This is a genomic window from Streptomyces sp. NPDC001890 (assembly GCF_042891445.1).
GTDB lineage: Bacteria > Actinomycetota > Actinomycetes > Streptomycetales > Streptomycetaceae > Streptomyces.
Genome location: NZ_JBIATE010000016.1, coordinates 26,089 through 50,475, shown reverse-complemented (window position 1 = coordinate 50,475; position 24,387 = coordinate 26,089). Strand labels below are relative to the sequence as shown.

22 protein-coding genes and 3 pseudogenes are annotated in these 24,387 nt (G+C 68.4%); 20 read left to right on the top strand and 5 right to left on the bottom strand.

Features of this window, described 5'->3' with window-relative positions; all coding sequences use genetic code 11:
- Nucleotides 1-30: 30 nt before the first annotated feature.
- Together ACFYY1_RS30015 and ACFYY1_RS30010 are read right to left on the bottom strand one after the other, a co-directional pair.
- Entirely contained in the window at nt 31-531 is a 501-nt protein-coding gene (locus ACFYY1_RS30015; RefSeq protein WP_388591162.1) for an NUDIX hydrolase, read from the bottom strand.
- Between the two features lie 597 nt (nt 532-1,128).
- Entirely contained in the window at nt 1,129-1,914 is a 786-nt protein-coding gene (locus ACFYY1_RS30010) for a helix-turn-helix domain-containing protein (protein WP_351259657.1), read from the bottom strand.
- A gap of 526 nt (nt 1,915-2,440) precedes the next feature.
- Here ACFYY1_RS30010 and ACFYY1_RS30005 point away from each other — a divergent pair.
- The 5 genes and pseudogenes from ACFYY1_RS30005 to ACFYY1_RS29985 all read left to right on the top strand — a co-directional run bounded on the left by ACFYY1_RS30005 (nt 2,441) and on the right by ACFYY1_RS29985 (nt 7,286).
- Complete coding sequence (locus ACFYY1_RS30005; RefSeq protein WP_388591160.1) at nt 2,441-3,661, top strand: acetyl-CoA carboxylase biotin carboxylase subunit family protein; 1,221 nt, start codon at nt 2,441-2,443, stop codon at nt 3,659-3,661.
- Between the two features lie 452 nt (nt 3,662-4,113).
- A pseudogene (locus tag ACFYY1_RS30000) lies at nt 4,114-4,851 on the top strand (IS5 family transposase).
- Nucleotides 4,852-5,030: 179 nt separating this feature from the next.
- Nucleotides 5,031-5,936 carry a hypothetical protein gene (locus tag ACFYY1_RS29995; protein ID WP_388591158.1) on the top strand — a complete coding sequence of 302 codons (906 nt, stop codon included), beginning with the start codon at nt 5,031-5,033 and terminating at the stop codon, nt 5,934-5,936.
- A 409-nt stretch (nt 5,937-6,345) separates the two neighbouring features.
- Nucleotides 6,346-6,570, top strand: coding sequence for a hypothetical protein (locus tag ACFYY1_RS29990; protein ID WP_388591156.1), 225 nt, complete (start codon nt 6,346-6,348; stop codon nt 6,568-6,570).
- A 38-nt stretch (nt 6,571-6,608) separates the two neighbouring features.
- On the top strand, nt 6,609-7,286 hold the full coding sequence (locus tag ACFYY1_RS29985) for a hypothetical protein (protein ID WP_388591154.1): 678 nt from the start codon (nt 6,609-6,611) through the stop codon (nt 7,284-7,286).
- A gap of 299 nt (nt 7,287-7,585) precedes the next feature.
- Here the strand turns inward: ACFYY1_RS29985 and mihF are convergent, their stop codons facing one another.
- On the bottom strand, nt 7,586-7,900 hold the full coding sequence (gene mihF / locus ACFYY1_RS29980) for an integration host factor, actinobacterial type (protein WP_388591152.1): 315 nt from the start codon (nt 7,898-7,900) through the stop codon (nt 7,586-7,588).
- A 410-nt stretch (nt 7,901-8,310) separates the two neighbouring features.
- Entirely contained in the window at nt 8,311-9,507 is a 1,197-nt protein-coding gene (locus ACFYY1_RS29975; RefSeq protein ID WP_388591150.1) for an aminotransferase class I/II-fold pyridoxal phosphate-dependent enzyme, read from the bottom strand.
- A gap of 232 nt (nt 9,508-9,739) precedes the next feature.
- Between ACFYY1_RS29975 and ACFYY1_RS29970 the strand changes: the two genes are divergently transcribed.
- From ACFYY1_RS29970 to ACFYY1_RS29940, 7 genes and pseudogenes are all read left to right on the top strand, one after another.
- Complete coding sequence (locus tag ACFYY1_RS29970; RefSeq protein ID WP_388591149.1) at nt 9,740-10,330, top strand: hypothetical protein; 591 nt, start codon at nt 9,740-9,742, stop codon at nt 10,328-10,330.
- A 70-nt stretch (nt 10,331-10,400) separates the two neighbouring features.
- Complete coding sequence (locus ACFYY1_RS29965; RefSeq protein WP_388591147.1) at nt 10,401-10,835, top strand: hypothetical protein; 435 nt, start codon at nt 10,401-10,403, stop codon at nt 10,833-10,835.
- A gap of 127 nt (nt 10,836-10,962) precedes the next feature.
- Nucleotides 10,963-11,580: a tryptophan synthase subunit alpha gene (locus ACFYY1_RS29960; protein WP_388591145.1), complete on the top strand. Its 618-nt coding sequence runs from the start codon at nt 10,963-10,965 to the stop codon at nt 11,578-11,580.
- Nucleotides 11,492-11,704: pseudogene (locus tag ACFYY1_RS29955) on the top strand (tryptophan synthase subunit alpha); the annotation flags it as partial. The gene ACFYY1_RS29960 and the pseudogene ACFYY1_RS29955, both read left to right, overlap by 89 nt.
- Nucleotides 11,705-11,897: 193 nt before the next feature.
- Nucleotides 11,898-12,707, top strand: a complete 810-nt coding sequence (locus tag ACFYY1_RS29950; protein WP_388591144.1) for a hypothetical protein — start codon at nt 11,898-11,900, stop codon at nt 12,705-12,707.
- 7 nt (nt 12,708-12,714) lie between these two features.
- Nucleotides 12,715-13,638, top strand: a complete 924-nt coding sequence (locus ACFYY1_RS29945; RefSeq protein WP_388591142.1) for a hypothetical protein — start codon at nt 12,715-12,717, stop codon at nt 13,636-13,638.
- A gap of 672 nt (nt 13,639-14,310) precedes the next feature.
- On the top strand, nt 14,311-14,682 hold the full coding sequence (locus tag ACFYY1_RS29940) for a hypothetical protein (RefSeq protein ID WP_388591140.1): 372 nt from the start codon (nt 14,311-14,313) through the stop codon (nt 14,680-14,682).
- Between the two features lie 415 nt (nt 14,683-15,097).
- Here the strand turns inward: ACFYY1_RS29940 and ACFYY1_RS29935 are convergent, their stop codons facing one another.
- The gene (locus ACFYY1_RS29935) at nt 15,098-15,442 is read right to left on the bottom strand and encodes a hypothetical protein (protein WP_388591138.1); all 345 of its coding nucleotides are present in this window, start codon (nt 15,440-15,442) and stop codon (nt 15,098-15,100) included.
- Between the two features lie 98 nt (nt 15,443-15,540).
- Between ACFYY1_RS29935 and ACFYY1_RS29930 the strand changes: the two are divergent.
- From ACFYY1_RS29930 to ACFYY1_RS29895, 8 genes and pseudogenes are all read left to right on the top strand, one after another.
- Nucleotides 15,541-15,777 (top strand): annotated as a pseudogene (locus ACFYY1_RS29930) (helix-turn-helix domain-containing protein); the annotation flags it as partial.
- 690 nt (nt 15,778-16,467) lie between these two features.
- Nucleotides 16,468-17,556: a hypothetical protein gene (locus ACFYY1_RS29925; RefSeq protein WP_388591136.1), complete on the top strand. Its 1,089-nt coding sequence runs from the start codon at nt 16,468-16,470 to the stop codon at nt 17,554-17,556.
- A 237-nt stretch (nt 17,557-17,793) separates the two neighbouring features.
- Nucleotides 17,794-18,009: a hypothetical protein gene (locus ACFYY1_RS29920; protein ID WP_388591135.1), complete on the top strand. Its 216-nt coding sequence runs from the start codon at nt 17,794-17,796 to the stop codon at nt 18,007-18,009.
- Between the two features lie 566 nt (nt 18,010-18,575).
- Entirely contained in the window at nt 18,576-18,914 is a 339-nt protein-coding gene (locus ACFYY1_RS29915) for a hypothetical protein (RefSeq protein WP_388591133.1), read from the top strand.
- Between the two features lie 1,162 nt (nt 18,915-20,076).
- Nucleotides 20,077-20,619 carry a hypothetical protein gene (locus tag ACFYY1_RS29910; protein ID WP_388591131.1) on the top strand — a complete coding sequence of 181 codons (543 nt, stop codon included), beginning with the start codon at nt 20,077-20,079 and terminating at the stop codon, nt 20,617-20,619.
- 254 nt (nt 20,620-20,873) lie between these two features.
- Nucleotides 20,874-22,076 (top strand): DUF6884 domain-containing protein, encoded by a 1,203-nt coding sequence (locus tag ACFYY1_RS29905; protein WP_388591130.1) that lies wholly within the window; start codon nt 20,874-20,876, stop codon nt 22,074-22,076.
- A gap of 96 nt (nt 22,077-22,172) precedes the next feature.
- Nucleotides 22,173-22,781 (top strand): hypothetical protein, encoded by a 609-nt coding sequence (locus ACFYY1_RS29900; protein WP_388591129.1) that lies wholly within the window; start codon nt 22,173-22,175, stop codon nt 22,779-22,781.
- Nucleotides 22,782-23,143: 362 nt separating this feature from the next.
- Nucleotides 23,144-24,154 carry a DUF3427 domain-containing protein gene (locus tag ACFYY1_RS29895; protein WP_388591127.1) on the top strand — a complete coding sequence of 337 codons (1,011 nt, stop codon included), beginning with the start codon at nt 23,144-23,146 and terminating at the stop codon, nt 24,152-24,154.
- The last annotated feature ends 233 nt before the right edge of the window (nt 24,155-24,387 follow it).

Genomic DNA, 24,387 nt, shown 5'->3' with positions numbered 1-24,387 from the left:
TTGCCAGGCGAGCGATGCACCAGCCGGTCACTATCCCTGCGAGGCAAGGGCCCGGTAGCGAGCGAAGGCGTCGCGGCTGTCGGACACGAAGTGCCACGCGTCCATGGCCTGCACGAGTTCCCCTTCCGTCAGCCAGCCATGCCAGGCAATTTCTGACAGATTGGCCGCGACGCGCCGGTCCTCGACTATGACTTCGTGTACGGCGAACCAGTAGGGGCTCAACTCCCCATGACAAAGGAACTTGAAGAGAGGCCGAACCGGCGACTCCACTCCAAATTCCTCCAACAGTTCCCGCGAAGCCGCGGCCTCGTAGGACTCACCGACCGCCACGGCGCCGGCGACAAGCCAGCTGTACTCGCCCGGGAAGCGGGAGCTGTCTTTTGGGCGCTGATGCACCAGATAGTGGCCGGACTGGTCACGGACGAGAACCATAGCCATCCTGTATAGCCATCGGTTCCGAACCGCCTCACCACGCTCCACCGGTCGGATCACACGGTCCTGATCGTCAACGCGCTCTACGAGTTCACCCATGCGGACACTCTTTCAGAGAGACTTCGTGGTCCGGGTTTGAGGGTTCTCGACGCAGGAGCCCTCCACCTAGATCGTGGAGCGTTTCCCCTTGAGCGTGGACACTCTTGATCACCACGATCCAGTTGAGGCCCTCAAGAAGTCCAGCGCGACCAGCAGGCACATTTCCTCCAGTGACTCGAAGTCGTGCTTCCTGCCAATTGAGGCCATCACGTCAAGACCGGGGCGGTGCCGCTGCATCGCCCGCCAGGTGAATCCCCGCATCGGCCGGGACGGCAGCACCGGAACGTGATCCATATCCCGGACCGACCAACAGACCTCGCCAGCATCCACCTGCCACGTCGAGCTCCACCGACACAGCCAGTTGGTCCCGAACCGCAACCGACCCCGCAGCCCTGGCGTACAGCGTGACAAAATGGTCAAGCTGACTGCAATTCGATGGAATCTTCGTGTCCGTTACCTCGCTCAAGCACCCACACAGCAGCAGTACCTGATGGACGCTGAGGATCGTTCTTCGTAACTGATCGCAACACAGCGTTACAGGATCAAGTCCGCCAACTGACGTGCTCATGTGCCAACTAAACCCTCAGAGCGAGCGCCTCAGCTGGCCAGGCGCATCGCGCCGCTTCCCAGCTCGCAGCGGGCGCTCAGCCGCGCGGCGCAGGCCAGCGCGGCCGCGGCGTACTCCCGACGGTTGCGTTCCATCTGCGGGCGGAGTCCCATGACCACCAGCGAGCCGTATACGGTCGAGCCACGCCACAAGGGGACGCCGAGCATCTTCCAGTCCGGCAGTGGTGACTGAGTGAGCACGTAGCCCTCGGAGCGTATCTCCCGCATGAGGTGGCTCTGAGGAGCGCCGTCGAGGTGCGAGAGTATCGCGAGTCCGGCAGCATCCGCAGTGAGCGGCGCGTACCGCAGGGCCACTTTGGTGTCTGGGTCGGCATGGTTGAACGCCGCCTGGAAATCGCTGCGGCGGCCACAGGTGTGATCGAGCATGAGCCGGCCGGGTGTGTCATCGATCAGTACGGCGCTGAAGGCCATGGCCACCTGCGCGGTCTGCCGCTGCAGTACCGTTGTCTCACGGTCAAGGGCACTGTCGTGCGGCAGGTTCAGGTGGACGCTCGCATCCGGGCGGTGGTTGGCCACATCGGTGGCGATGCCGTACCGGCCTGGTTTGCGATAGATCAGGTGCTTGGCCTCCACACCGGCGCTCAGGATGCGGTGCACAGTCGACTTGGCGACGCCGGACTCGTCGATGATGCGCCGCAGTGGGTGCAGACCGGGCCCCATGCCGTTCAAGGTCTGAAGCACGAGGTAGACCCGGGCGTGGGCGGTCATTCCGTCGTCCACCGTGCTGGCGGCCTCGACAAGCTCGGTGTCGATCACTGGCAGTCCCTCCTGGTAGATGCTTGCGGTGGATCCCGCCTCACGGGGCCCGCCAAGGACATCTCTACCGTGCGGACGGAATCTTGTGGAGGAACCACTCCTTCCAGGAACAGGGTCTTCCAGTACACCCCCAAACATGCTGCGCGCACCGGGAGTTGACTCCCACCAAGCAGAGTATCCGCAGGTGAGAGCATGTTTCGCCAAGTTGCGAGGTCCCGCGGAAACCGTGGGGCGCCGGGGCGCGAAGACATGGCCGGGGGGACTCACCCCGTGGAACCGCCTTCCACGCAGACCTCACGTGACCTGCAGCAATGCCGTCTTCTCCCATCGCGTGGACCGCGTCCCGCCAGCCGCAATCAGAAGTTCAGTTCACGTCCCGCGCTGTGACACAACGAGCCTCATGTCGACCGCAGCCGGGGAACCTGAACGAGGAGCCATTGCCCCGCCCCGACAACCCAGAGAGAGTGACCGAACCCTCTGACACCGCCAGCCAGCGCACCACGTCCTCAACTCTGGAGCACCGCCCGTGAACACCCACGCGTCCCGCCGGGGAGACGGCCCCACCGGGCACCTTGTCGTCCTGGGCAGCGGACCGCAGGCGGAGTGGGAGCACGCCATGCAACGTCTCGCAGTAGTCGGGCCACTCCTCCTCATCGATGCGCAGACGCCGACCTGGCAACGCCCGCATCTTGCCGGCGCCCGGACCGCCAATCTCCTCGACCCTCCCCGAGTCCTCGACGAGGTCCGAAAGTTGGCTTCCACCTGGCCCATCGCAGGCGTGCTGGCCTTTCATCCCGCCCATGACCGCGCAGCCGCTCTACTGCGTCAGGAATTCGCGCTACCCGGACCATCCACCGCGACGATCGAAGCAACCACCCTGCGCCACCGCACGGCCCAACTTCTCACCAGTGCCGGCGTGGACAACAGCGGGGCCGTCCACGCGAACTCCTACGACCAGGCCCTGGAAGCAGCGCATCAGGTCGGCTTCCCGCTGGTGTGCAAGCCCGCCTCCCCCCGCACGCGGTACGCCGCGCGCCGGGTGACCGGCATACCCAGCCTTGCGGAAGCCCTGTCGGCCGCCACTGCCGCCACCTGGCCCGGCACCGGCACGGTGATCGAACCACTGCTGGACGGGATCGAAGCCACGGCCTACACCGCCGACTCCCCATCCGGCCCCAAGGTCGTTGCGATCTCCCACACCACCTTCGACCCGCAGGCCGAACCCGCGCTGCTTCCGGTGGAAGTGGTGGTCGACGCGGACGATGTCTGCGCACCCGCCGTCGAGGACTCGGCGAGCCGGGCGCTGTCCGCCCTGGGACACCGCTCAGGCCCGGCGCAGATCCGCATGCGGCTCACATCAACCGGGCCACGGATCATCAGCGTCACGACCCACCTCACAGACCCCCTGCTGGGCATGCTGATCGAGCAGGTGACCGGAGCTGACCTCATCTCCCAGGCTGGCCGGCATGCCCTCGGCCTGACCTTCCTCACCGACGAAAACCGTCTCGGCGCGACTGCCGTGCACTTCCTCCAGGGCTCCGGCGCCACGCTGCCGCTGCCTCCGAACGCGGCAGCGCATTCCCACGTCACCCCGTACGCCACCCTTCATCCCTATCCGGCTGAGCGCCGTGTAGGACCCCTGCGGCGCAGCGGTCACCTACTCGTCTCCGGCACCGATTACCCCCAGTGCGTCGCGCGTTTGCGCAGCGCCGCGGCCGAGATCCGCTCTGCACGCCTGTCTGCGTAACCCTCAAGGAGCCTTGTAGGTTTCCAGATCCCGTGGCCATTCTCCACCGACGATGGCCACCGCGTGGCCAATAGGACACGGGGCTGGTCATGCCGAGTGAGCGAGTAGTTTCCCCCTTCGAGTACTGGACGTCCCCAGTCGTCCTGTTCACGCCGATCAGGGTAGGACCCTAGCGTTCGGCGGCCGACGGGTCGCCCCGGGAAACGCAGGGTTGGTGGTCCGATGGGTACAGCGGTGGCTGCGCCGGTACGGCTGAGTGTCCGGCGTGGTGATGAGGCCGTGGTGGAGGACTTGGACTGGCCTTCGGTGCCGCTCGGGCTGCTGGGGGAAGCCCGGCCGTGGCGAACGTTCCGCTGGTTCAAGGGGCAGCAGCAATACTCGGGTACGTACTGGTCGGCCACCGTCGGCGATCACGTGATCTACGAATCACGGTTGGAGCTGGGGCGGCTGCTGTGTGCCGACTTCGCCCCCGAGGTGCGACACATCGTCGCCCAGCCGTTCCTGCGGCGTACAGTGACCGGGTCATCTTCGACAAGCTCCTGCAACTGCTTCGTTTCGGCTGCTCTTGCGAGGCGATTGCCGACACAACCTGCTCGGCCACCACGATCCGCAGCCGTCGCGACGAGTGGATACGCCTGGGCGTGTTCGCCCGGCTCAAGCAGATGGCGCTGGACTCCTACGACCGGATCATCGGCCTTGTCCTCGACCAGATTGCCGTCGACGGCTCCATCACCAAGGCCCCCGGAGGCGGCGAGGCCGCCGGCCGCTCACTGGTCGACCGCGGCAAACAGGGCCTCAAGCGCTCGGGCATGACGGACGGATACGGGATTCCACTGGGCCGTGTCCTGGCCGGCGCCAACCGTCACGACTTCCCGTTGCTCGCCCCGACCCTGGACCGTCTGGACGACCTGGGACCGTTGCCCGACGACATCACCGTGCACCTGGACGCCGGCTACGACTCGGACAAGACCCGCGCTCTGCTCAACGAACGCGGCCTGCACTGACGCATCGCGCACAAGGGTGAGAAGGCGCCCGTCCAGGCCAGTCAGCGTTGGCATGTCGAACGCACTCACGCCTGGCAGAACGCCTTCTACCGGCTCGCCCGCTGCTACGAGCGGCGCACCACCGTCATCGACGCACTCTTCGACCTCTACGACACGGTCATTACCGTGCGTAGCCTGATCAGGTAGGCAAGGACGACTCACCGCTGGGACGAACGCCCGAACCGCCGACCGTGACCGCACGTCTATCCGCGCGCGACCTCTTACTCAACGCTCAGAGGAGTGCCGCCTCTTGCCCAGCTGGCGGGGTACCCCTACGGTTGAAGTGTCGGGGTACCTCGGCACTTCAACTTCCCTGGGGGCACACCATGGCTCTGACCATCACTGCCGAACTGCTGACGGAGCTGTTCGAGCGTGGAAGCAGGCACGGCGAGACCGCGATCGTCCTAGGAGAGGACGGCTGGGACTGCCTCGTGCACCACGGGCGGAGGCTGTCGGAGGAGCTGACCGGGCTCACTTGGGAGGATGCGGCCGGCTTCACCGGCGGCGACGAGTTGGACGACGAGGCGACGCGTGCTCTGCTCGCCGCGGCAGACTACGCGATCAAGGATGAGGAGGGGCAACGGACACTGCCCAGCGACGACGTCGAGTGGGCCGTGATCACCGGTGCCGTGGATGACGTCACCGCCACCGCGGCAGACCTCCCCTGGCAGGAAGCTCGGTGGTTTGATCTCAGCACCGCCCAGAGGGTCCTGGACCAGGACGACGAGGTGCTACGCGATGAGGGGCGCGCGTTCAGCCTGTGGGTGACTCAGCGCGGCCAGTGGCTGCTGTCCACCACCTCCCAGTCCGACAGCGAGCCGGACCAGTGGGTGGAGTGCACCTCCCAGCACGCCGCTCTCCTCATCCACCGGGCTCACTGGTCGCTGCTGGCGGACGAGGCCGAACTGCCGCTGCTGGCCCGCGCTGCCCGTGCTGCCCGTGAGCTCACGGACCTGCTCAGCTTCGAGGTGCCTGACCCGGGGCCGGACCCTGAGCGCCAGGCGGCGGCCTACTGGGAGGCACGCGACGTCGCGACTGAGTACGAGCACGCCACCCGCGTCATCGGCCCCCTCGTGCGCGAGACGGTCCAGCAGGAGATCCGCACCAGCCGACAGAACGCCGCCAGGACGGTGTACCTGGCACACGACGGCAACGCCACGACGGCCGCGAGCGCCCTGGGCTACTCGCGCCGGACCCTGAACGACCTCCTCCAGGCCCCAGGGCGTCGATGACGGTGGTGCGGCTCGTAGCAGCGGCCGAGCCGGTAGAAGGCGTTCTGCCAGGCGTGAGTTGGCCCCAGAGCGGTTCTGTCAGCCATGAGGGAAGCGCGGGCACAAGTCTCCCCATTGAGCACAGAGCATCGCAACTCCGTGATCACCAGGACTTGTGCCCGTTCTGCTACCGGGGCCCTAACCGCACCTATCCGCGCGGCCTCTAACCCCAGCGCGGCCCGGCGATCCTGGACTTCGACGTCGCGGGGCGCCTCGCCGCTCTGGAGGGCATTCCTGTCCACCCGGTCACCGGGGCTCAGGACCGGGTCATCCCACCCGTCTACACCTGCCGGCTCGCCGCATCGCCCACGCGCGCGTCCACGTGGCCGAGGGGGCCACCCACCGGGTCCCAAGCGGGCAACCAGCCCTGTTGGCATCACTCTTGATGGACCTGGTCGAGCGCGCCCGCGACCAGCATCCCGCTCCGCCATGCGGCCCGGACGGCATACGGCGAGTCGCCGCCCAGCTGCTGCTCATCATGCGCGCGGCGCGCGGGTTCGGCGGCCGCCTACTGCGGATCGAGACATGGCCCGCCCGGCGCACCGGGACGGCGACACGCGTGGGGCGGGAGGCACTGATCGACACGAGGCAGTAGTGTCATGTCCCGTTAATCGGGGAGGGAGTTGAGTCTTTATGCGCATCTCAACGTCCGGGACACGACGGTGGCTGCTGGCCACCGCTCTGTGCGGCGTACTGATCACAGGGTGCAGCAGCGGCAGCGGGGGAGGAGGCAGCGACGCGAAGCCCCAGGCCAAGCCGGCGGCGGAACCGAAGCCCCTCGCCGAAGGCGCCCTGGGCGCTCTGCTGCTCTCGCAGGCGGACCTCGGCACCGGATACGTCCAGGTCGAGGAGAAGCCCGACAGCGGGGAGTTCGACGACGTCTCGGTCCAGGGCTGCCCCTCACTGGAGAAACTGGGGCAGAGCGGCGACGAGACCATGTTCGCTGCGAAGGCGGAGGCCAGCTTCACCTACGACACGGACGCCACGCTCGGTGAAGAACTGCACAGCGACCGTCCCTCGGTGCTCTCCAGCAAGCTGCGCAAGTTGTTCGGTACCTACACGTCGTGTCCCACCTACACGATGACGGCGGGCACCACCCCCATCGAGGTGAAGGTCACCAAGTCGTCCACCCCGGAGCTCGGAGACGAGCAGTTCGCCTACACCTCGACGATGGAACTGCCCTCCGGAAAGCAGGTGCTCAAGACAATGGCGGTACGCCAGGGCAACGTCGTGGTCATGCTGGTAGGCGCACCCGCCCTGGTGGACCGCCACATGGAAGCCGCCGTCGGCAAGATCCCCGCAGGCAGCTGACCAAGCCCAGCGCCGCGGCTGTGACTGCTCGCGATAGCTGTCACCTCGCAGCGCGAACTGTCACCGCCCGGATGCTCGCGCCGGTCGACGGCCAGGGACCTGTACGACGCCGCGGGTCACCGACTCTCGGGTTCGTCGGCGTGGTGACAACTACGGCTGCGAACGTGCTGTTGGTGACAACAAGCTCGTGCATCTGGTGACAGGTACCGCTGAGATTCCAGTGCCGAGCCGCAGGTCGACCACCGGCACCGGTGACAACTACCGCTGCAAGTCACAGCGGCGGCCTCCAGACAAGTTGTCTACGCGGCGGCCGGGAACTCCTCCAGGAGCTTGGCGCGCTGAGCGGGCCCCAGACCCTGCACGCGGCGCCCCTCCGGGATGCCCAAGGCGTTCATCGAACGGGTGGCGCGTACCTGTCCGATCCCGGGCAGCGCGGTCAGCAGCTGTCGTACCGGCATGCGGCCGACGATGGTGTCGGACCTGTCCAGAATCTGGGCGAGAGTGAGGGTTCCGGCCTTGAGGCTCGCCCGGACCGCGCTTCGTGCCTGACGGGCGAGAATGGCCTTCTCGCGCGCAGCGTCGCGGTCGTCGGAGCTGAGGGTGGGAATGGCCATGGCGTTCCTTACATCGTGAGGTCTCGTGCTGTCGCGGACCTCGGTGGGTGGGGCAAGCCGCCTGCCTGAGCGGCCCCGGACGGGACCGCGGAGTGTGGCGTTTCGGTGCAGCACCAGGTCCTACCCGTGCTTTGCCAGGGCGCGGGCGGAGTACTGCCCGTTCCTGCGGCTGGCACCGGTGACCACGGCTGTCGAAACGGTTCAGGTATAGGGTCTGCGACTTCGTGCGCACTGGTTCCTGCGGAAACGCCGGAATCCGAGCTCGATGCGCACTCGTCCGATCGGTCGGCAGTACGCACTCCACGCGTCCCAGCGCGGTGCAGAGCAGGAACAGCTTCGGTGTCACCACAGGTTGCGTGATCCATTGCGTGCTCAGAGGCGGATTTGCGCATCGCGTCGCGGACTCTACATCAGGCCGCCTGGCGGTAGCGGGGGAGCAAGTGCTCGCGCAGCGAAGAGAAGACGCCGATCACCCCCTCCAGCACGTCGGGGGTGTGCGCGTCCGTGCACGCGATCCTCAACTGGAAGCCCTCGCAGGCTGGCGGCAGCACGGCGTTCGTGTAGACCCCGTGGTCGACCAGGAGACGCTGCGCTGAGAGCATCGCGATCTGGTCGGGGAACCGCACCCGCATGACCGGACTGGAGCTCCCGGCCACGTCGTACCCGATCGCATCCAGTGCCCGCCGCAGGTGCTCCGCCGCCGCCAGTGCGTCAGGCTCGGCACCGGCCCGCCGGCGGATCTCGCGCAGCGCCGCGTGCGCAGCCGCAGTGTCGGCCGGACTCAGCCCGGCCGAGTGAATCTGTGTCCGAGAGGTGTGCCGCAGGAAGTCGATCGTCTTGGCATCAGCCAGGACCGCGCCGCCCTGCGAGGCCAGAGACCTGCTGAATGACAGGGTCATCACCGGCACCCGGCCCTGCATCCCGGCCTGCTTGATCACACCGCGTCCGCGCCCGAACACCCCCACCCCGTCGGCGTCGTCGACCAGCAGCGTGGCGCCGTACTCCTCGCACACCGCGACCAGCTCGGGCACCGGCGCCAGTTCACCCTCCATGGCGAACACCCCGTCGGTGGCGACCAGGACCGACTGCGTCGGTGCGGCCGCCAGCTGCCGGGCCAGATCATCGGGGTCGTTGTGGCCGAACCAGCGCACCACCGCACCGGAGGCCGCAGCCAGCAGCGCCCCGTCGATCAGCGAGGCGTGCGCCTTCTCGTCCAGGTACACCATGTCACCGCGCCCGGCCAGCGCCGAAACGACACCGAGGTTGGTCATGTAGCCAGTGGCGAACACTAGGGCCGACTCGTAGCCGAAGAAGTCCGCGAGGTCCGCCTCGAGCTCCTCGTGCAGATCGAGGTTCCCGCTCAGCAGCCGGGAGCCGGTCGTGGACGTCCCATACAGGGCGATCGCGTCCTGTACGGCACCGATCACCTGCAGATTATCGCTCAGTGACCGGTAGTCGTTGCCGCCGAGCATGCAGACCTCGGCTCCGTCCAGTACCGCCTGCCCACCTTCGGCAGGGCCCTGAAAGGCCGGGTAGTACGGGTAGAGCCCAGCATCGCGTGCCTCATCAGCACGCAGATAGGCGCGGCACTTCTCCAGCAGGTCCATCAGGTGGGGTCCGATCTATCGCGCGGGTCGGCCGAGTAGCGGCATCACCGTCACCCCGCCGCGTGCTGCACGGGCTCACCGGCAGCGAACGTCCCACGCCCTGGCGCCGCGATCTGCTGCCTTGTTCCGCCTCACGGGACAGGGCCGCCCGGCCACCCATCATCACCGGGCACCCCGCCTGCGGTCCGACCGCACCCGGACACCGCCCCTTGGTCCACGCCACGGAACCCACATGCAGATCGTCTCCCGCAGGGCGGCGCCACCGGCACCAGCCCGCACCAACTCCCTCATGTTCCCCGCGTCCTCAGACCGAGCCCGCCCGGCACTGCCGCAGCCGGCCGCGCAGCGCACGCCTGCGACCCCGACCGCTGCCGCGCTCGCCGTGGGACTCCTCTTCGGCGCTCCCCGCCCGGCCGTCCTCGCCCTCTTCGCCGACCTGGTGCCCGAGCAGGCCCGCGGGCGGCGTACGCACGCCTCTACCGGGTGTCCAATATTGGCGTGGGAAGTGGCTGGGGCCGTCGGAACCGCTCGCGCCGACAACCACATCACCGCGCTCTTCCACGTCGCCGCAACATCCGACCTCACCGTCGCGACCACTGTGCTCATCTGCAAGATCGGCGCAGGGCCTCCGGTGAAGACACACCACCGGCGCGCCGCCTCCGCAGCCACGGGATACCGGGACCTGCTCCATGACGGACGGTTTCTTGCCCTGTGCGGGCTCACGCTCCTGTATCTCTACTCCTACCAGCAGGCACCCCCACAACGCCCGACCCTGCGGACCTGGACCTCGCGCCCACTCGTGTGTGACCCCTTGCCTGGCTAACGCAGGCGCTCCCTACGGTCTCCTCGCCCGCCCCGCCGGACCGACCGGCGGTACCGACACCGAGGAAGACATGCCGGCCATCACGCGCATCGACGACATCCCCCCGTCCCAAACCAACTTCACGCCCGACAGCCACCCCGACCTGCAACAACCCGGCGCCGTGCACCACGGCTGGAACACCGGCCGCCAGCTCCTCCTGCACGCCGCGGACAGCCCGCTGGCCAAACCGATGACCTGGCAGGACCAACCTCTCCGGCAGCAGGCGATCACGCAACTGCGTACCCTCAGCCCCCAACTCCACGACGTGGCTGACCCGCTCACGCTCGCGCTCCACGTCAGTGCCGTCCAGCAGCCGTCACCGGACATAGATACCCTCTCTCTCGCCCCTCTGATCGGTGAGGCCCTCGCGGACCTGGGCGACTGGGAGATCTGTGCCCCGCTGCCCGAGCAACTCGAACTGATCACCCGGTCCGTCCACGCACTGCAGCCCTGCATGCCCGACTGACCGTCGCCCACCGGGGGGGGGGTGCTGTCCCGCCGCACGGAACAGCACCCCCGAACGCGGAGCCGAGAGGCGAGACGCGAAAGCCCGAGCCTCGTCCCGAGGCCGTGCGGTCTGGTTGCCTCGCCCCATGAACGCGACTTGGCGCGGCACAAGCCGTCCACAGGCAGGACCCGCGCCCGGCGCGCCCGCGCGATTCAACCAGGCATTCGCGCACGCCCGTGCCGACAACCGGGCGGCCCTGGCCACATACCTGCCCGCGGGCTACCCCAATCAGACCCAGAGCCTGCGGATCCTGCACCGCCTCGCCGAAGTCACCGACGTGATCGAACTCGGCTGGCCGCACCACGAACCTACGCTCGACGGCCCAGCCATCCAGCGTGCCGGCGCTCAGTCGTTCGCCGCCGGATTCCGCGTCCGGCACCTCCTGGATAGCCTCCAGTCCCTGACCACCTCGCCAGCGAGCGTGCTCGTGATGTCGCACTTTTCATCGCTGTTCAAGTACGGCCTCGACCGAGCCGCGCGTGACCTGGCCCAGGCAGGCGCCGCCGGAGCGATCCTGCCCGACCTGCCGATCGAAAAATCCGACGCGTGGCTCACCTGCCCAACGCGTCGGTCTGCACACGGTATTCGTCCTCGCACCCTCGACAACCGACGCCCGCCTCTCCCGTATCTGCGCCGCCGCAGGCGGCATGCTCTACGCCCCCGCCGTCGCCGGAGTCACCGGCTCGACAGGCCCCCTCCATGACGCGCCTCCCGCCTTCGTGCAGCGCCTGCGGGCCGCGACCGGCTTGCCCGTCGGCGTAGGCATCGGCATCTCCAAACCGGCCCAAGCTCAGGAGGCCAGCGGCATCGCCGACATCACCATCGTGGGGTTCGCGCTCATCCGAGCCATCGACGCAGCGCCAGGGACCCGGCAGCAAGAGGAGGCCGCGGCCGACTTCGCGCGCCCTCACCGCCGGACTCCACCGCCCGGACACCCCACGTGCGGCCGCATGACACCACGCTCATCGATCGCCGCGCCCGGGAGCTCCTTCCCGCCCGCGCTCCCAGGACGCCGCCGGAATGTTCCGGCGACCACGGACGGTCCGTGGCCGTACGGGAAACCACACCGACCTGCTGGAGGCCACCTTGCCCATCCTGTTCGACATCCAAGGCACCCCCGCCAACCGCCGGGCCCGCGAGGCGGGCCTCCTGCTGATCGGATTCGCCGCTCTTGCTTCCACGCTCGCCGCGGCCGCCGCGAGCGGAACCGCCGTCTACCGACGGACCTCACCCCGCCTCAGCATGCGCGTCCGCCTCGCCACCGCCCTGGCGGCTGGAGTTGCCGGGGGAGGGGCCACTGTCGCCCTTCTGGACCAAGCCACAGGCCCCGCACGCCGTCGGCTGAGCGGAATCGACCGGGTAGGCGATGCCCGCACCGAGGACACAGCACGCTCGGGCACTGACCGGACGAACGCCGCCCGCTCCGACGCGAAGGTCCTCACCCGCCTGGAGCGCGACATCGCCATCGACGCGGCCCACCGGGCCGCCACCGCATCATGGTGTCAACCCCTGCGCTACGACTACAAAGGGGGCCTGCTGACCTCCCGCGACCGCTGGCAGGGCCACCCCGACGGCACCGCCAGCCTGCCGTTGGTGACCGGCTGCACCCTCTACTTCGAGCCCCGGACCGCGGACGACGGCAACTGGCGCGACGCGTCCTTCGTCCTGGACGACAACGGCACGCGCATCAAAGTCCGCACGCCCGCCGCGCTCCTGAAACACCTCACCGGCCAGACCAACGCCGACGAGGAGGACGAGGTGGACGATGCCGACCATTACGAGGACGACGGCTGCGACGGCTTCACCGTCGACGTTGACGACGGCGCCTGATGGCCGCATGGCGCTCGGTGGCAACCTCGGCGTCGCGACGGATGAGAGCGGCGTCGGCGGCAACATCTCGTCCCACCGCTCGGTGCTACCTTCCGGCTCGCCAGGATCCAAGGCACCCAGCCTGCGTACGAAAGCGAGCCCCGCCGTGTCCGACCCCGCATGCCGTCGAGCATCCCGCCCCGCCACCAGCAGTCCCGTCACCTACCGCATATCCGCGCTCCTTCAGCAGTTCGACGTCGCCTGCGCACCGCGCGCCTGCCAGTGCAGTTCCCTGACAGGCGCGCTGTCTGCCTTCCTCGGAGAAGGCATCCTGCTGGACGCCCTGGCCCACGCCCTCCAACGGGAAAGCCGAACAGTCCAGCAACTCCCGGGCACCCCCCATCGCGACAACACCGCGTTCGCCCCAGCCCACGCCTCATCCGAGGAACGCAAGAACGCCCTGAAGAACATCCCTCGAGACCTGGACGCCTGGCTGCTTCTGGACAGCAATGAACTCGTCGCCGTGGAGTGCAAGATGCGGACCGCCTCATCGATGGACGGGAGGAGCACCGGCACCGACGCAGCCGCCGACGGCCGACGCGAATGGCAGCGGTTGATGAACGAGCACTTCACAAAAGCCGTCTGGACCGACACGAACAAGGTTGCCCTGCCCCTTACGCCGCCCCAGCCCCGGCCCGCCGGCCTGTCCGAGACGAAGGCCACCAACCCAACCAGGATCCTGGCCTACTGGCGCCCCGTGACCCGCCAGGGACACTGGTTCTCAGACCTCACGACCACCTCGCACGACACCACGTTGCCCGTGGACGTGCGGGTCTTTTCGGCCTCCTTGTACCTGCGGGCACTTCTTGCCGAGGGGACCAACACCCTGCCCAGCAGCTTCGACCACACCAAGGCCCGCCTTGAGCAACTCCGCCTCATAGTCGCCTTGTAAGGCCCAGCTCAGGCGTCCTCTGGTCCCAGCGGGAGGGACACCTACGCAGCGACAGTGGAGCCACCGCCCGGGAACGCAGGCCTCCGGCTCCCTCCTGCAGGACCGGACGATTGCCCGGTCACCGCCCCACCGCGACGCTGTTCTGCACTCGAACGAGGTCGGCGCAAGAGCCGTTCTGTCCTCCAGGAAGGTCCGTCGTGAACCTCTTCCCCCGCGTCCATCGCACGCCCGATCCGCGCCAACGGAGACGCCCGCGACTGAAGGCAGCTACCTTACGCGGTAGGTGAACTGCGACGCGGTCTCCGCTCGCTCCGGACTCGGCCCCGCCTTCGCGCCGATCGGGCAACTTTTCTATCTCGACCGCGGGATCAATCTGCGCGAGGCAGACAGCTGGGTCCAACTGCGCCTGCGCTACCGCTCTGCGTCCGGTCTGGCGGAAGGCGCCACGGCCTGGCTTCCCGAGTCATGGACGAGCCCTTGCACGCCACCGGGACCCTGACCCACCAATGAGCACCGCACGTGGCCGGGCACGCCTGCTTCCTGCCATGACAGCCCACACCAACTCCCTTACAAATACGGCATTTCGGTGCCCTGTGGCAGTGTAGGTGTCCTGTGTGAAGTCCGGCGCCCGCCCTTGGCCGCCGCTCACCCGCCAACTACGAGGAGATCCCGGTGCCTGAAGCTCACCCCGCCCATGCGAACCTGCCCGCCCTGTACCGGGCGGAGGCCGGTGTGCTCCGCGGGCGATGGACGATGTCGGTCATCGGCCCGGATCTGGACGTGACCGTCGGCCCGAACGTCGACCTCGGTCCCGCTGAGGAACTCACCGACGCACGGCCCGGCGACCCAGGGCGCTACCTGATCTCTGTCAGCGGCCGGGTTCCGATCCTGCCGCGGGAACGGGCCGTACAGGTCCTTGAGTCGCATGGCTACGTCGTCGAAGCCGCGGCCCGCGACGATGTCCGAACCGACCAGGGGTGGAGTCAGACCTCAACATCGGAGTGGACAGCCCCCTGTCAGCCCATGCACGTACACACGGCGTGATCACCCCGAACCCACGGAAGTACGAGCCGCCCCGGAAGGACTGGCTGAACCGAACGACTCGGATGAAGAAGGCGGACACTCAGCGGAGCCAGCTGGTCGATGACCGTTCCAGCACCTACGCCCCCATCGCACTGCTCATCGGCCGGCGCCTGAATGGCAAGGAGGTCTGGGCAACCATCCAGGTGGCTGATGACCACCTGCTCTGCTCCCACCGGTGCGTGAACAGGCAGCGCGAGCCCTGACCGGAAGGGCGAACTGCGGCACGACGCCCGTGATCGCCGTTACAGTGCGCTAGCTGGCGACTGCTCGAAGCATTCGGTGCGGACCCCCACCCCCGCGTATCCATGAGGTATCGCACCCGCACCTCAAGGGAGCCGTACACGAGCCCAGGGCTCCGGCGTCCGCCCGTAGAAGGTCAGGGGCAGGCCGGCCCCTGCGGCGGAGGCGTCCTTTCGGCCTGGGCGGAGGCAACCACGATCTCCATCTGCTGACGGATGTAGGCGGACAGCTTGCGCATGGCTTCAGGGTCATCCGGCAGGCTGCCCTGACACGCCCGAATCTCGAACCCCTCCCGCCGAAGATCCAACCGGATGCCCTCCGCTTCTATCCGGCGCAGCATCTCGGCATGGGGTTCGTCGGCGAGCACGTACGAAGCCGGAATGACTCCCAGGTGGCTCGTGACTGCCTCCAACTTGGCGGGGCCCAGCTCAACGGTGCGCCCAGCACGCAGCTCGCTGAAGAAGACCGGTGCGGGCCCCACCGCCTCATCTAGTGCTCTGACCACATAGGTTCGCCGGTTTGGTCGTTCTGGCGGTTGGATGGGCGGTGACGTCCGCTGATCCGACCGTTGGGGGTGTGGTGGCAGGGCCTGTCCGTGTGCGCAGGTTGACGGACCAGGAGGGGCAGAAGTTGCAGCAGATCGTGCGCCGAGGAAGCACCAATGCGGTGCGGTTTCGACGTGCGATGATGCTGCTGGCCTCGGCCGGTGGGAACCGGGTCCCGGCGATCGCGCAACTGGTGCACGCCGACGAGGACACCGTCCGCGACGTGATCCATCGGTTCAACGAGATCGGCCTGGCCTGCCTGGACCTTCGCTCTCCGCCCGGCCCTGCGGCTGGTCCGATTCTCGCTTCGCGAGACTGGTCCCTGCCCGTCGTCTCAGTGCGCGCCGTAGCTCTCGCACCTGGTCTTCCGTCCGCGCAGCGCCTCGCACGACACGTTCCAACGCGCCCTCAGACTCTTCGAGGGATCTCTGACGCCTGGCGGCTTCCTCGCGAACCCCAGTGCTCCAGTCCTTACCAGGACCGTTGGATCTGACGAACTCAGCGAGCTCAATCCGTTCCCGATAGACCGATAGCTGAAGACCCACGAGATCATCCGGAACCTGCATCCGAACATCGTGGCATGAGCAGGACCGTCCCTCTCCACCTGCCCAAGCAATCCGGCGAACCTATGCGGTCACGGCACTAGGGAGAACCCGGCAGCCCGCAGCGCCGCCCGAAGACGAGGACCTGGGCGTCCCCCAGGGCGGGCGCCGCAGCGGCCGGCGTGACCCGCTCCGGCTCATGAACGGACTCGGTGACCTGCTGTGATGCGTCCCACGCGTGCACTGTCCCAGGCTTGAAACCACCTGGGCTCTGCGGTACTCCGTCGCGTTTGCCGGGCTAACCCCCGCGCCTTCTACCTTCACCGTCGTCGCCCCGCCGCTGCAGCGAGGGCGCCCCGCCGACGGCGGACACGCCGCCCTCATCAGCAACCCACGCATCCCCCCTTCAAGGAATTGACATGCCCTCGACATCACTTGTGGTGGTGGACCCCCGCTTCCTCGAAGCCCGCGAAGCCGTCGCGCAGGCACTCGCCTCGCAGAGCGGCACCACACAGGACATCAGCGCCGACATCGCACTCAAGACCGCCCTCGACGCCTACGCAATCACCTCCGAGTTCTGGAACACCGGCGGCGGCTGCACCGCCCGGTACGTCACCATCGGGCCCGACAGCCACCTGCCCGAACACCAACTGCACATCGCCATCACGGACGATGCCTCGGTGGACCACCCCGTCGCATACCACAGCGGCTGGCTCGCCATGTGGTGCGGCCCGGAATTCGACGGCTACGCCGACAACGAGCTGTACAACCGCGAGTCCTCTCTGACCAACCCCACACTCGCCGACATGGCGCACGACAGCGCCAGCTGCGCGCGAGCCATCCGAGACTGGTTCGACGGCCCCGCCACCGAGTGGATCCACAACGAAGTGAGCCTTGAGGGCATCGCGGGCCCCTACCGCTGCCAGACCCGGCCGCAGCACTGGGACGGATACTGCGCCCCGCGCTTCACCCGCGCCGTGATGCGGAAGATCTGCGCCGACACTCAGAGCGCGCACCGCGCTGGCCACTGGAGCGCGCCGGCCCACTTCGAGGGCGACACCGTGGTGATCGTGACGCCAAACGGCCGCGCCGAGGTCCTCCCGGACCAGGACGGCCGCTACCGGCCCGGAGCCTTCTGCTGGCCCTGGACCGAGTACACCGACCGCGACACCGGCCTGGTCGACGAGCTCGTACGGACCCTCCGCTGGCAGTACGAACGCGAAGCCGACTCCTGGACCGTCCTCGCCGCCGACCACGGGTGGCGAGTGAAGGTGATCGGCGTCCTCCCCACCCCCTCGCCCCAGCAGGCCCCGCACGTCGCGGACGCCCTCTACAACACGCTCTACGAGGTGGCCCTGTCCTCCTACCAGGTCACCGCCAACAGCCCGGGCGACGCCGCGGCCGCCGTTCGCGCTCATTTCGCGACCACCCGCGCCGGCCGTGACCCGGACGACACCGTCGTGATCTTCGACCTGCCCGGCGTCCACCTGCCCATGCCCCGCCGATAGCCTCCCAGGAGCGCCGCGTGGCCGGGCCGATCCGGCTCGGCCCTCCACCGCCCAACCGCACACACCACCGCCGCACGCATGCTGGACGCACTCGACGGGCCCGTCACCTGGCGCCGCGGCGACGCCCTGCGCAGACACTTCGGGCCGGCCGCAGCCGACCAGTATCCCGCAAGCCTCACCTAGCAACCTCCAATCCACCCCGATACTCACCACCCACCCCAAGAAACGAGCCCGCTGATGACCAGCTCCTTGACCGCAGCCCCGACTGACCTGCAGGAGACCGACTCCCACCCCGGCCACAGCCCGATCCTCGAGCCGCCCGAGGGCCCGGAAAGCGCCCTCGCCTGCACCTGCGGCGGTCTCCTCGAACTCAAGCCGGACACCAAGCCCAGCCAAGTGGGCCGCTACCACCTCCACCTGGAGGAAGTCCGACGCGAAGCCCTCTTCGCCTAGACCGAGACCAGCCGGCCTCACCGGCCCCACGCCCCCTGGTGGTGCATCCGACACGGGTGCACCACCAGGGGGCGCTTGCGTGCGAGGGCCACCGCTGCCGGACCTCGAAGCCACCTCCATAGAACAGTCGCTTCAGTCGCTTCAGTCGCTCCGTCCGATAGCCCGGTCAGCGCCCAGCATCCATGCAGCGAGGCGCGCCCGGCGACGAATCCCCGGACGCGGGACGCCTGCCCCGATCGGGAAGCCACCATGCGGGACCCGGCGCCGACCCAGGCGCAAACCCGCCCTGCGGCACAGCAAGCTCGCCTTGCCCTCGCCCACACCCCGACAACCACCGCTCTAGAGACCAGATGACGTGCCACCGGAACGCTTCGCTCGGCCCGGCACCGCTCGGGCAAGCCCGAGCGGCCGACGTACGCCACTCCATCAAGACCCAGTTCAGGTGCGGGTTGCGGCGCTAACCCCTCGACCCGTCACGGTTAGCTCACTCGCCCAACTCAGGGCGTCGAGCCGCCGATCGGCGGCCGAGAAGCACCCCACCACTCCATCGACAGAGGAGCACGACGATGCCCGCTGCCCGAACGACCGCAACCACCGCGACCAAGTCCAACCCCACCTCGCGTCCACGAAGGAACCGCCGCCGCATCGCCTTCGGCACCGCCATCGCCGCAACGCTCGCTCTCGTCCTGGTCGGGTGCGGCGACAAGTTCACGGAGCCCTTCAAGGACGCGCCGCGCTCACACAAGGAGAACGGCGCACCGATGGACCTGATCAGGATGTCGGACGGATTCTCCAATGTGGGAAACAAGTGCGACGGGCCGAACATGGTCTACGTCCTGTACCACGGCGACAACCCCTACGGCTCCCTGGACGTCGTCAAGGACGACCCGAGGTGCACCAAGTAACCCGTCGCTCACGCAGACGCCGCCGCAACGGCCGCGATCGCTCCTGGATCGGTGATCTCACCGGCGACGTCATTGCCAGCATGTGGAGCCTCTGACACTCTCACCTCCGCCCCGGGCGCCGGACCTCCTCCCGGCGGCCGGGGCGGCGTGCTGCCCGGCACCACGACCCCCGCGACGCCTGCTCGCTTTCGCAGTGCCCGCCCGCTCGGCCCGCGCCCCACGCGCGGGCCGAGCGCATTGCGCCGCCGAGCGCTTGCGCCGCTTGGCACTCTCACAGCCACCGTGCCAGCCACCTGGGTTCGCGCCCACGCACCGCCCTGAAGCGATACCGGTCGACCGCCGAGGAGCGGACCCGGCAACTCCCTGAATACCGAACAGTCCTGGAGGTCCTTCATGTCCAACACCGCCCCGTCCCTGCCCGCCTCCCGGCGCCCCATGGCGCCTACGAGGGTCGACACCCGCGTGGGGGAGTGACCATGTCCAACCAAACTGAACGCGACACCCTGGGGGAACTGCTGTTCCGGGAATTCCACGCCTACGTCACAGCCCTTTCCGACCATGGCGAGGACTGGGCGCACACGTGGCCCTCGGCAACCTGGGAACCCCATACCCCCCTGGCCGTCCTGCAAGGCCGATTCGCGTCGCTCGCGAGGCAGCTGCAGTAGTCGGCGTAGGTCCGAGCGACATCGAGATCGCCGAAGAGCACAAGGCGCGCCTGGCATACCGGGCGAAGTTCCCCGACGGAGCACCCTCCCTCAGCGGCTGATCCGTCCGGCGCCGCTGCACCGGCTTTGGCCCCATCGGCCCCGACCTGCCCTCCCAGAGGCAGGCGGGGCCGACGTGTTCGCGACAACTCCCAGCGAACGAGAACGGGTTGCGCCGCTTGCCCGCTGCATCCGCATGGTCCATCCAACCAACGGTCCCGCCCGCCCGGTGCTTCACCGGCCAAGGGGCCCGGACATCATGTCCCCCCCTCCGGCCGTCCTCTGAACACGGAGCTGTGGATCGTCCACGGACCGCAGAACTGACCCGCATCCGTGCCTGGGCCCTTCTCCACCCCGGCACGGATGCATCATTTGCGCCGCTTGCCCTTTCGGGCCGCACCATTGCCCTCCTCAGGCACACCCAACCCACCCAACCCCCTGCAAGGAGCCGACACGACATGCCCTTCCGCGCCAGGTCCACCCGCACCACCCAGCACGTCCAGCCCGCCGCGATCGCCTTCGCCGAGTTCACCGCCGACCACCCCCACCTGCACCTCGATACGGTGCAGATCAGCGCCGGCACAGTGACCATCCACCTGCACGGCACGCACGCCCTCGAACACCTCGCCCACTGGGAGGAGATCCTTGGCAACTGCGCCCGCAGCAGCGGCAGCTTCCCCAGCTCGCACGACGCGCGCCTCCACTACACCGAGCGCCTCACCGCAGTAGTCGCAGGCACCGCCTTCGAAGCCGTCGCTTTCCACGACGGCCCCGGCGCATACGACCCGCACGGCATGATCCGGCCAGCCCGCAACCAGGCGTCCATCGCCAGCCGGGCGGACAGGAGCCGGGTTCCCGCCTCTCCCCAGACCACTCCCACCCGCCGCTGTGCCGTGGCCCTCAGCGTCACGGCGGCCCTGGCGATCACCGTCATCACCGCGGCCGCCATCAGCCAGCGAGTGAAACCGCTCCGTCCGCTCCGCGCCCCGAAGAACCGCTGACCAAGAGCGCCCACACCCTGCGTGTCCCCGCGCGGCCCGCCCTCGGCTGAACACGACGACCTGCCCCATCCCCCGACCCTGCCGGCCCGCCCCCCTTCTCCCCGGGGGCGGGCCTTCGGCGTATCCGAGCCCACCACAGCCCGCGGGGAGACGCAGCAGTTGCACGCGTAACAGCGAGCGACCCCACGGTGCTCCGCACAGAGCCGGACCGCTGGCTCGTCAACAAGCACCCGACCCCATGGAGCTGAACCGTCATGAGCGCTTCCGCTGCCCGACCGCGCGTGATCATCGTGTCGTGCGGGGGACGCAAGAGCACAGCCGAACAGCCGCTCCCCGCAGGCCAGAGGTACACCGGCAGCTACCATCAGGCGCTGCGCCGAGCGGCAGACGTACTCACACAAGGCGGCCGCACCGGCCGCGTACTCATCCTTTCGGCTCTTCACGGATTGCTCGCGCTGCACGACCTCATCACCCCCTACGACCTGCGCATGGGCGACAGAGGCTCGGTGACCAGCCAGCAGCTTCGCCAGCAGGCCGCCGACCGAGGGATCCTCGACGCAGACGTCACCGTCCTCGGCCCCCGCGCATATATCGAGGTCAGCCGCACCGTGTGGCCGCAGCTAACCGACCCACTCGCGGGCGCGCGAGGCATCGGCGAGCAGCTCGCCAAGCTCGCCGACATCTACGACCCCGACCGCCACCTCCAGCCGCTGCAACCCCCAGCCCACCCGACCGCGTGCACAAGCGGCGGAAGCGGCGGAAGTGGGAGCGGAAGCCTCATCGAGGAGATCGAGCGCCGAGCGGACGCACGCAAGGAAGCGGAAGAGCAGAGAGCCGCCTGGCGCCGGACGCGCTACGCCACCCATTCACAGCTCGTCATCCTGCACCCGGCCCGGGCACACGGAAGCCTCACCTTCCCTGGCGATGCCGCCAAGAGTGACGCGCGCGCCCGCGCCACCCGCCGCTTCGCTGCCCTCTACCGCGTCCAGGTCCTTGGGCGGCCCGGCGACACCCGGACCCTGGACGTACACGGCACGCCCCGGGACGTCGCACGCTTCCTGTCCGCGCTGCCACGGGTTCTGGAAAGCACCGAGGTCCGGGCCTCCGAAGCCGCTCGCCTGTACGGACGCTGGGAGCGCCACTCCACAGCCCGCCCCCACCTGGCCGGCATGGCTCCCCGCCAACGCCGCACGCACGCCCGCGACTTCCGAGCCGCAGCGTTCCAGGTGGTGGTCAACATCCTCCTCGACCTTCCGGACACCGTTCCCGAGGCCACAGGCGGCATCCCGCCCTGGGAGCAGGTCTACCCCCTGGCCGCAGGAATCGCGCACTACTACTGGTTCGATCCCGCTGACCACGCCGACCCTGACGAGACCGCACGCATCCTAGCGACCGCCGACCGCCGTCACGTCAGCGTCGCGACCGTGCCGGAACAGCGTTCCCCAGAAGCGGCGTAGGGGAGTTGCCCCCCTAGCCGATTGCCACGGCATGGTGCGCCTCCCGGGCCACCATCCCGTCCCGGACCACTCACCACGAGTCCCTGGAGGGACCCCATGGCATCGAACGCTCCCCTCGCCAGCAGTGCGGAGCTGGCCGCCCACGACCGAGCAGTCCTCACCGACTTCCTCGACCGCTGCACCACCGCCATGTCTGACCAGTGCGGCAGGAACGACGCCGTCCTCGCCATCCTGCGCGACCAACTGGAGGCCACCGTGACCGACGAGACGGCACCCGCACCCTTGGCCTTGTCCTGGACCGGGCAGGTCACGGCCCCAGGAACGCAACCCGGCCCGACAGCCGTGCACCTCATCGACTCCACAGAAGGCGCCTACTCACTCCACCTCGACGACGAACTGCGTGAGGCACTCGGCCTGCTGCTGATCGACCCCTCAGACCCCGACGAGGTCGCCGCCGAGAACGACGACTACGACGAAGAGGACGGCCCTCTACTTGAAGACGCGACAGCCGACGCCCTCTTCAGCTACCTCGTCTCCGAATCCGACGAATGGAAGTCCGGCACTGCCCACCAGGTGCACGCCCGATCCGAACCGGAAGGCCTGGACTACCTCCTTGTACACGGACCGCTGCGCCCGGACGAGAACAAGGCACTGATCACCGCTATCCGACTCCTGCACCCCGAGCGCTTCGGCCCCGCCATATGAGCCGAAACCCTTGGCAACCACTACGACCACAGCTCGTCCGCCCAGACGAGCCACAAATCTGTCCGTGACCACGAGACAGAGAGGCCCCAGCGCCCCGGTCATCTGACTGAGGGCACCGGGGTCTCCTGCGTTGCCATCCCGGGCCAGGTCTCTGGCGCGGTCCGCCCCAGGCAGCGGCGCGAGACTGCCAGGCCGGGACAGCGAGGGCGAGCACACGGGAGCCAGGAAGTTCGGAAGAACGGACTTGCGAGGCTTGGGCGCAGGCCGGTCAGTGTGCATCTCACGCGCCGGGGGCGTGCCGACCGGCACGCAACTCCACGTGGTGCCCATTCATTCACTCCTTCACGCAAGGGAACCGAACCATGCCCAGCTCCGATGCACACAAGCTCGTCGGCACCACCCCGGCGAGGGTGACCGTCAACCACCTCGCCCAGGAAGCCAAGGCCCTCGGCACCACCCAGCTCGCCGACTTCCTTGAACGGACCGGCCGCGACATCAGCGACCTCTACCGGGGGAGCAGCTCCTGGACTGCCATCCTGCGGCGCGCGGAGCTCATCCCCACCCCTACGAAGCCCACTCCGGGGGAATCGGACCTGCTCAAGCGCGTGCACTGCTTCCTGCACGCCGACGACACCGAACGCGCCGAGGCATACAAGCGACTGGTGCAGGATGACGCCCGCCCCTACGGGAATCTCGGCGAGCGGAACCAGACCTTCGCTCGGATGCTCTTCTTCACCTTGTGGGACAAGGCCGGAGGCTTCCCCACCTACGACCAGGGCCTCGACTCACTGCGTGGCCAGCACGCCGTCCGCAGCGAACTCCACCAGCTCCTGACCTACGTGATGCAGGCCAGCGCGGGACGAACGGGCACACCGCTGGCAGGCCCACACGCCCACATTCCTCTGAGCATCCACCACGCGTACAACCGCTCCGAGATCCTTGCCGCCATGGGAGTGGCCCGCCTCGGCGGCCAGATGCCCGGCTTCTTCGCCCAGGGTGTCCTGTGGGACGCGGCGAACCGGACTGACGCACTGCTGGTCACGCTGAACAAGAGCGACGGTGACTTCTCACCGACCACCCGGTACAAGGACTACGCCCTGAGTCCGACGCGCTTCCACTGGGAGTCGCAGAACTCCACAGCGAGCACCTCGCCCACCGGGCAGCGATACCAGAAGCACGCGGAGCAGGGCAGCCATGTTCTTCTCTTCGTGAGGAACAACAAGGACACCCACACAGGCAAGGCGCAGCCGTGGATCCTGCTCGGCCCCGCAACCTACGAACAGCACACGGGCAGCAAGCCCATGGCCATCACCTGGCGCCTGCACCATCCGCTTCGCGACGACATGTGGACCTCCCGGCACCCCTCCGCGTAGGGGAGGAAGTCGGCTCCATGCCGCCTGACAGGCCGTGGCCCGGTGCACTGCCCCCCCAGGCAGAGCACCGGGCCACCCGCATGCCCGCAGCTCCCACCCCGGCACGCGCCGCCGAGCCACCGAACCTTGTGAGCGGCGCCCGGGGGAGTGGCTCCCAAGGCACGTCGCGCGGTCCAGGCCGGACCTGGGCGTCGGACCGGAACCTCATCGCCTCCAGTGCTCCAGCCCGATCG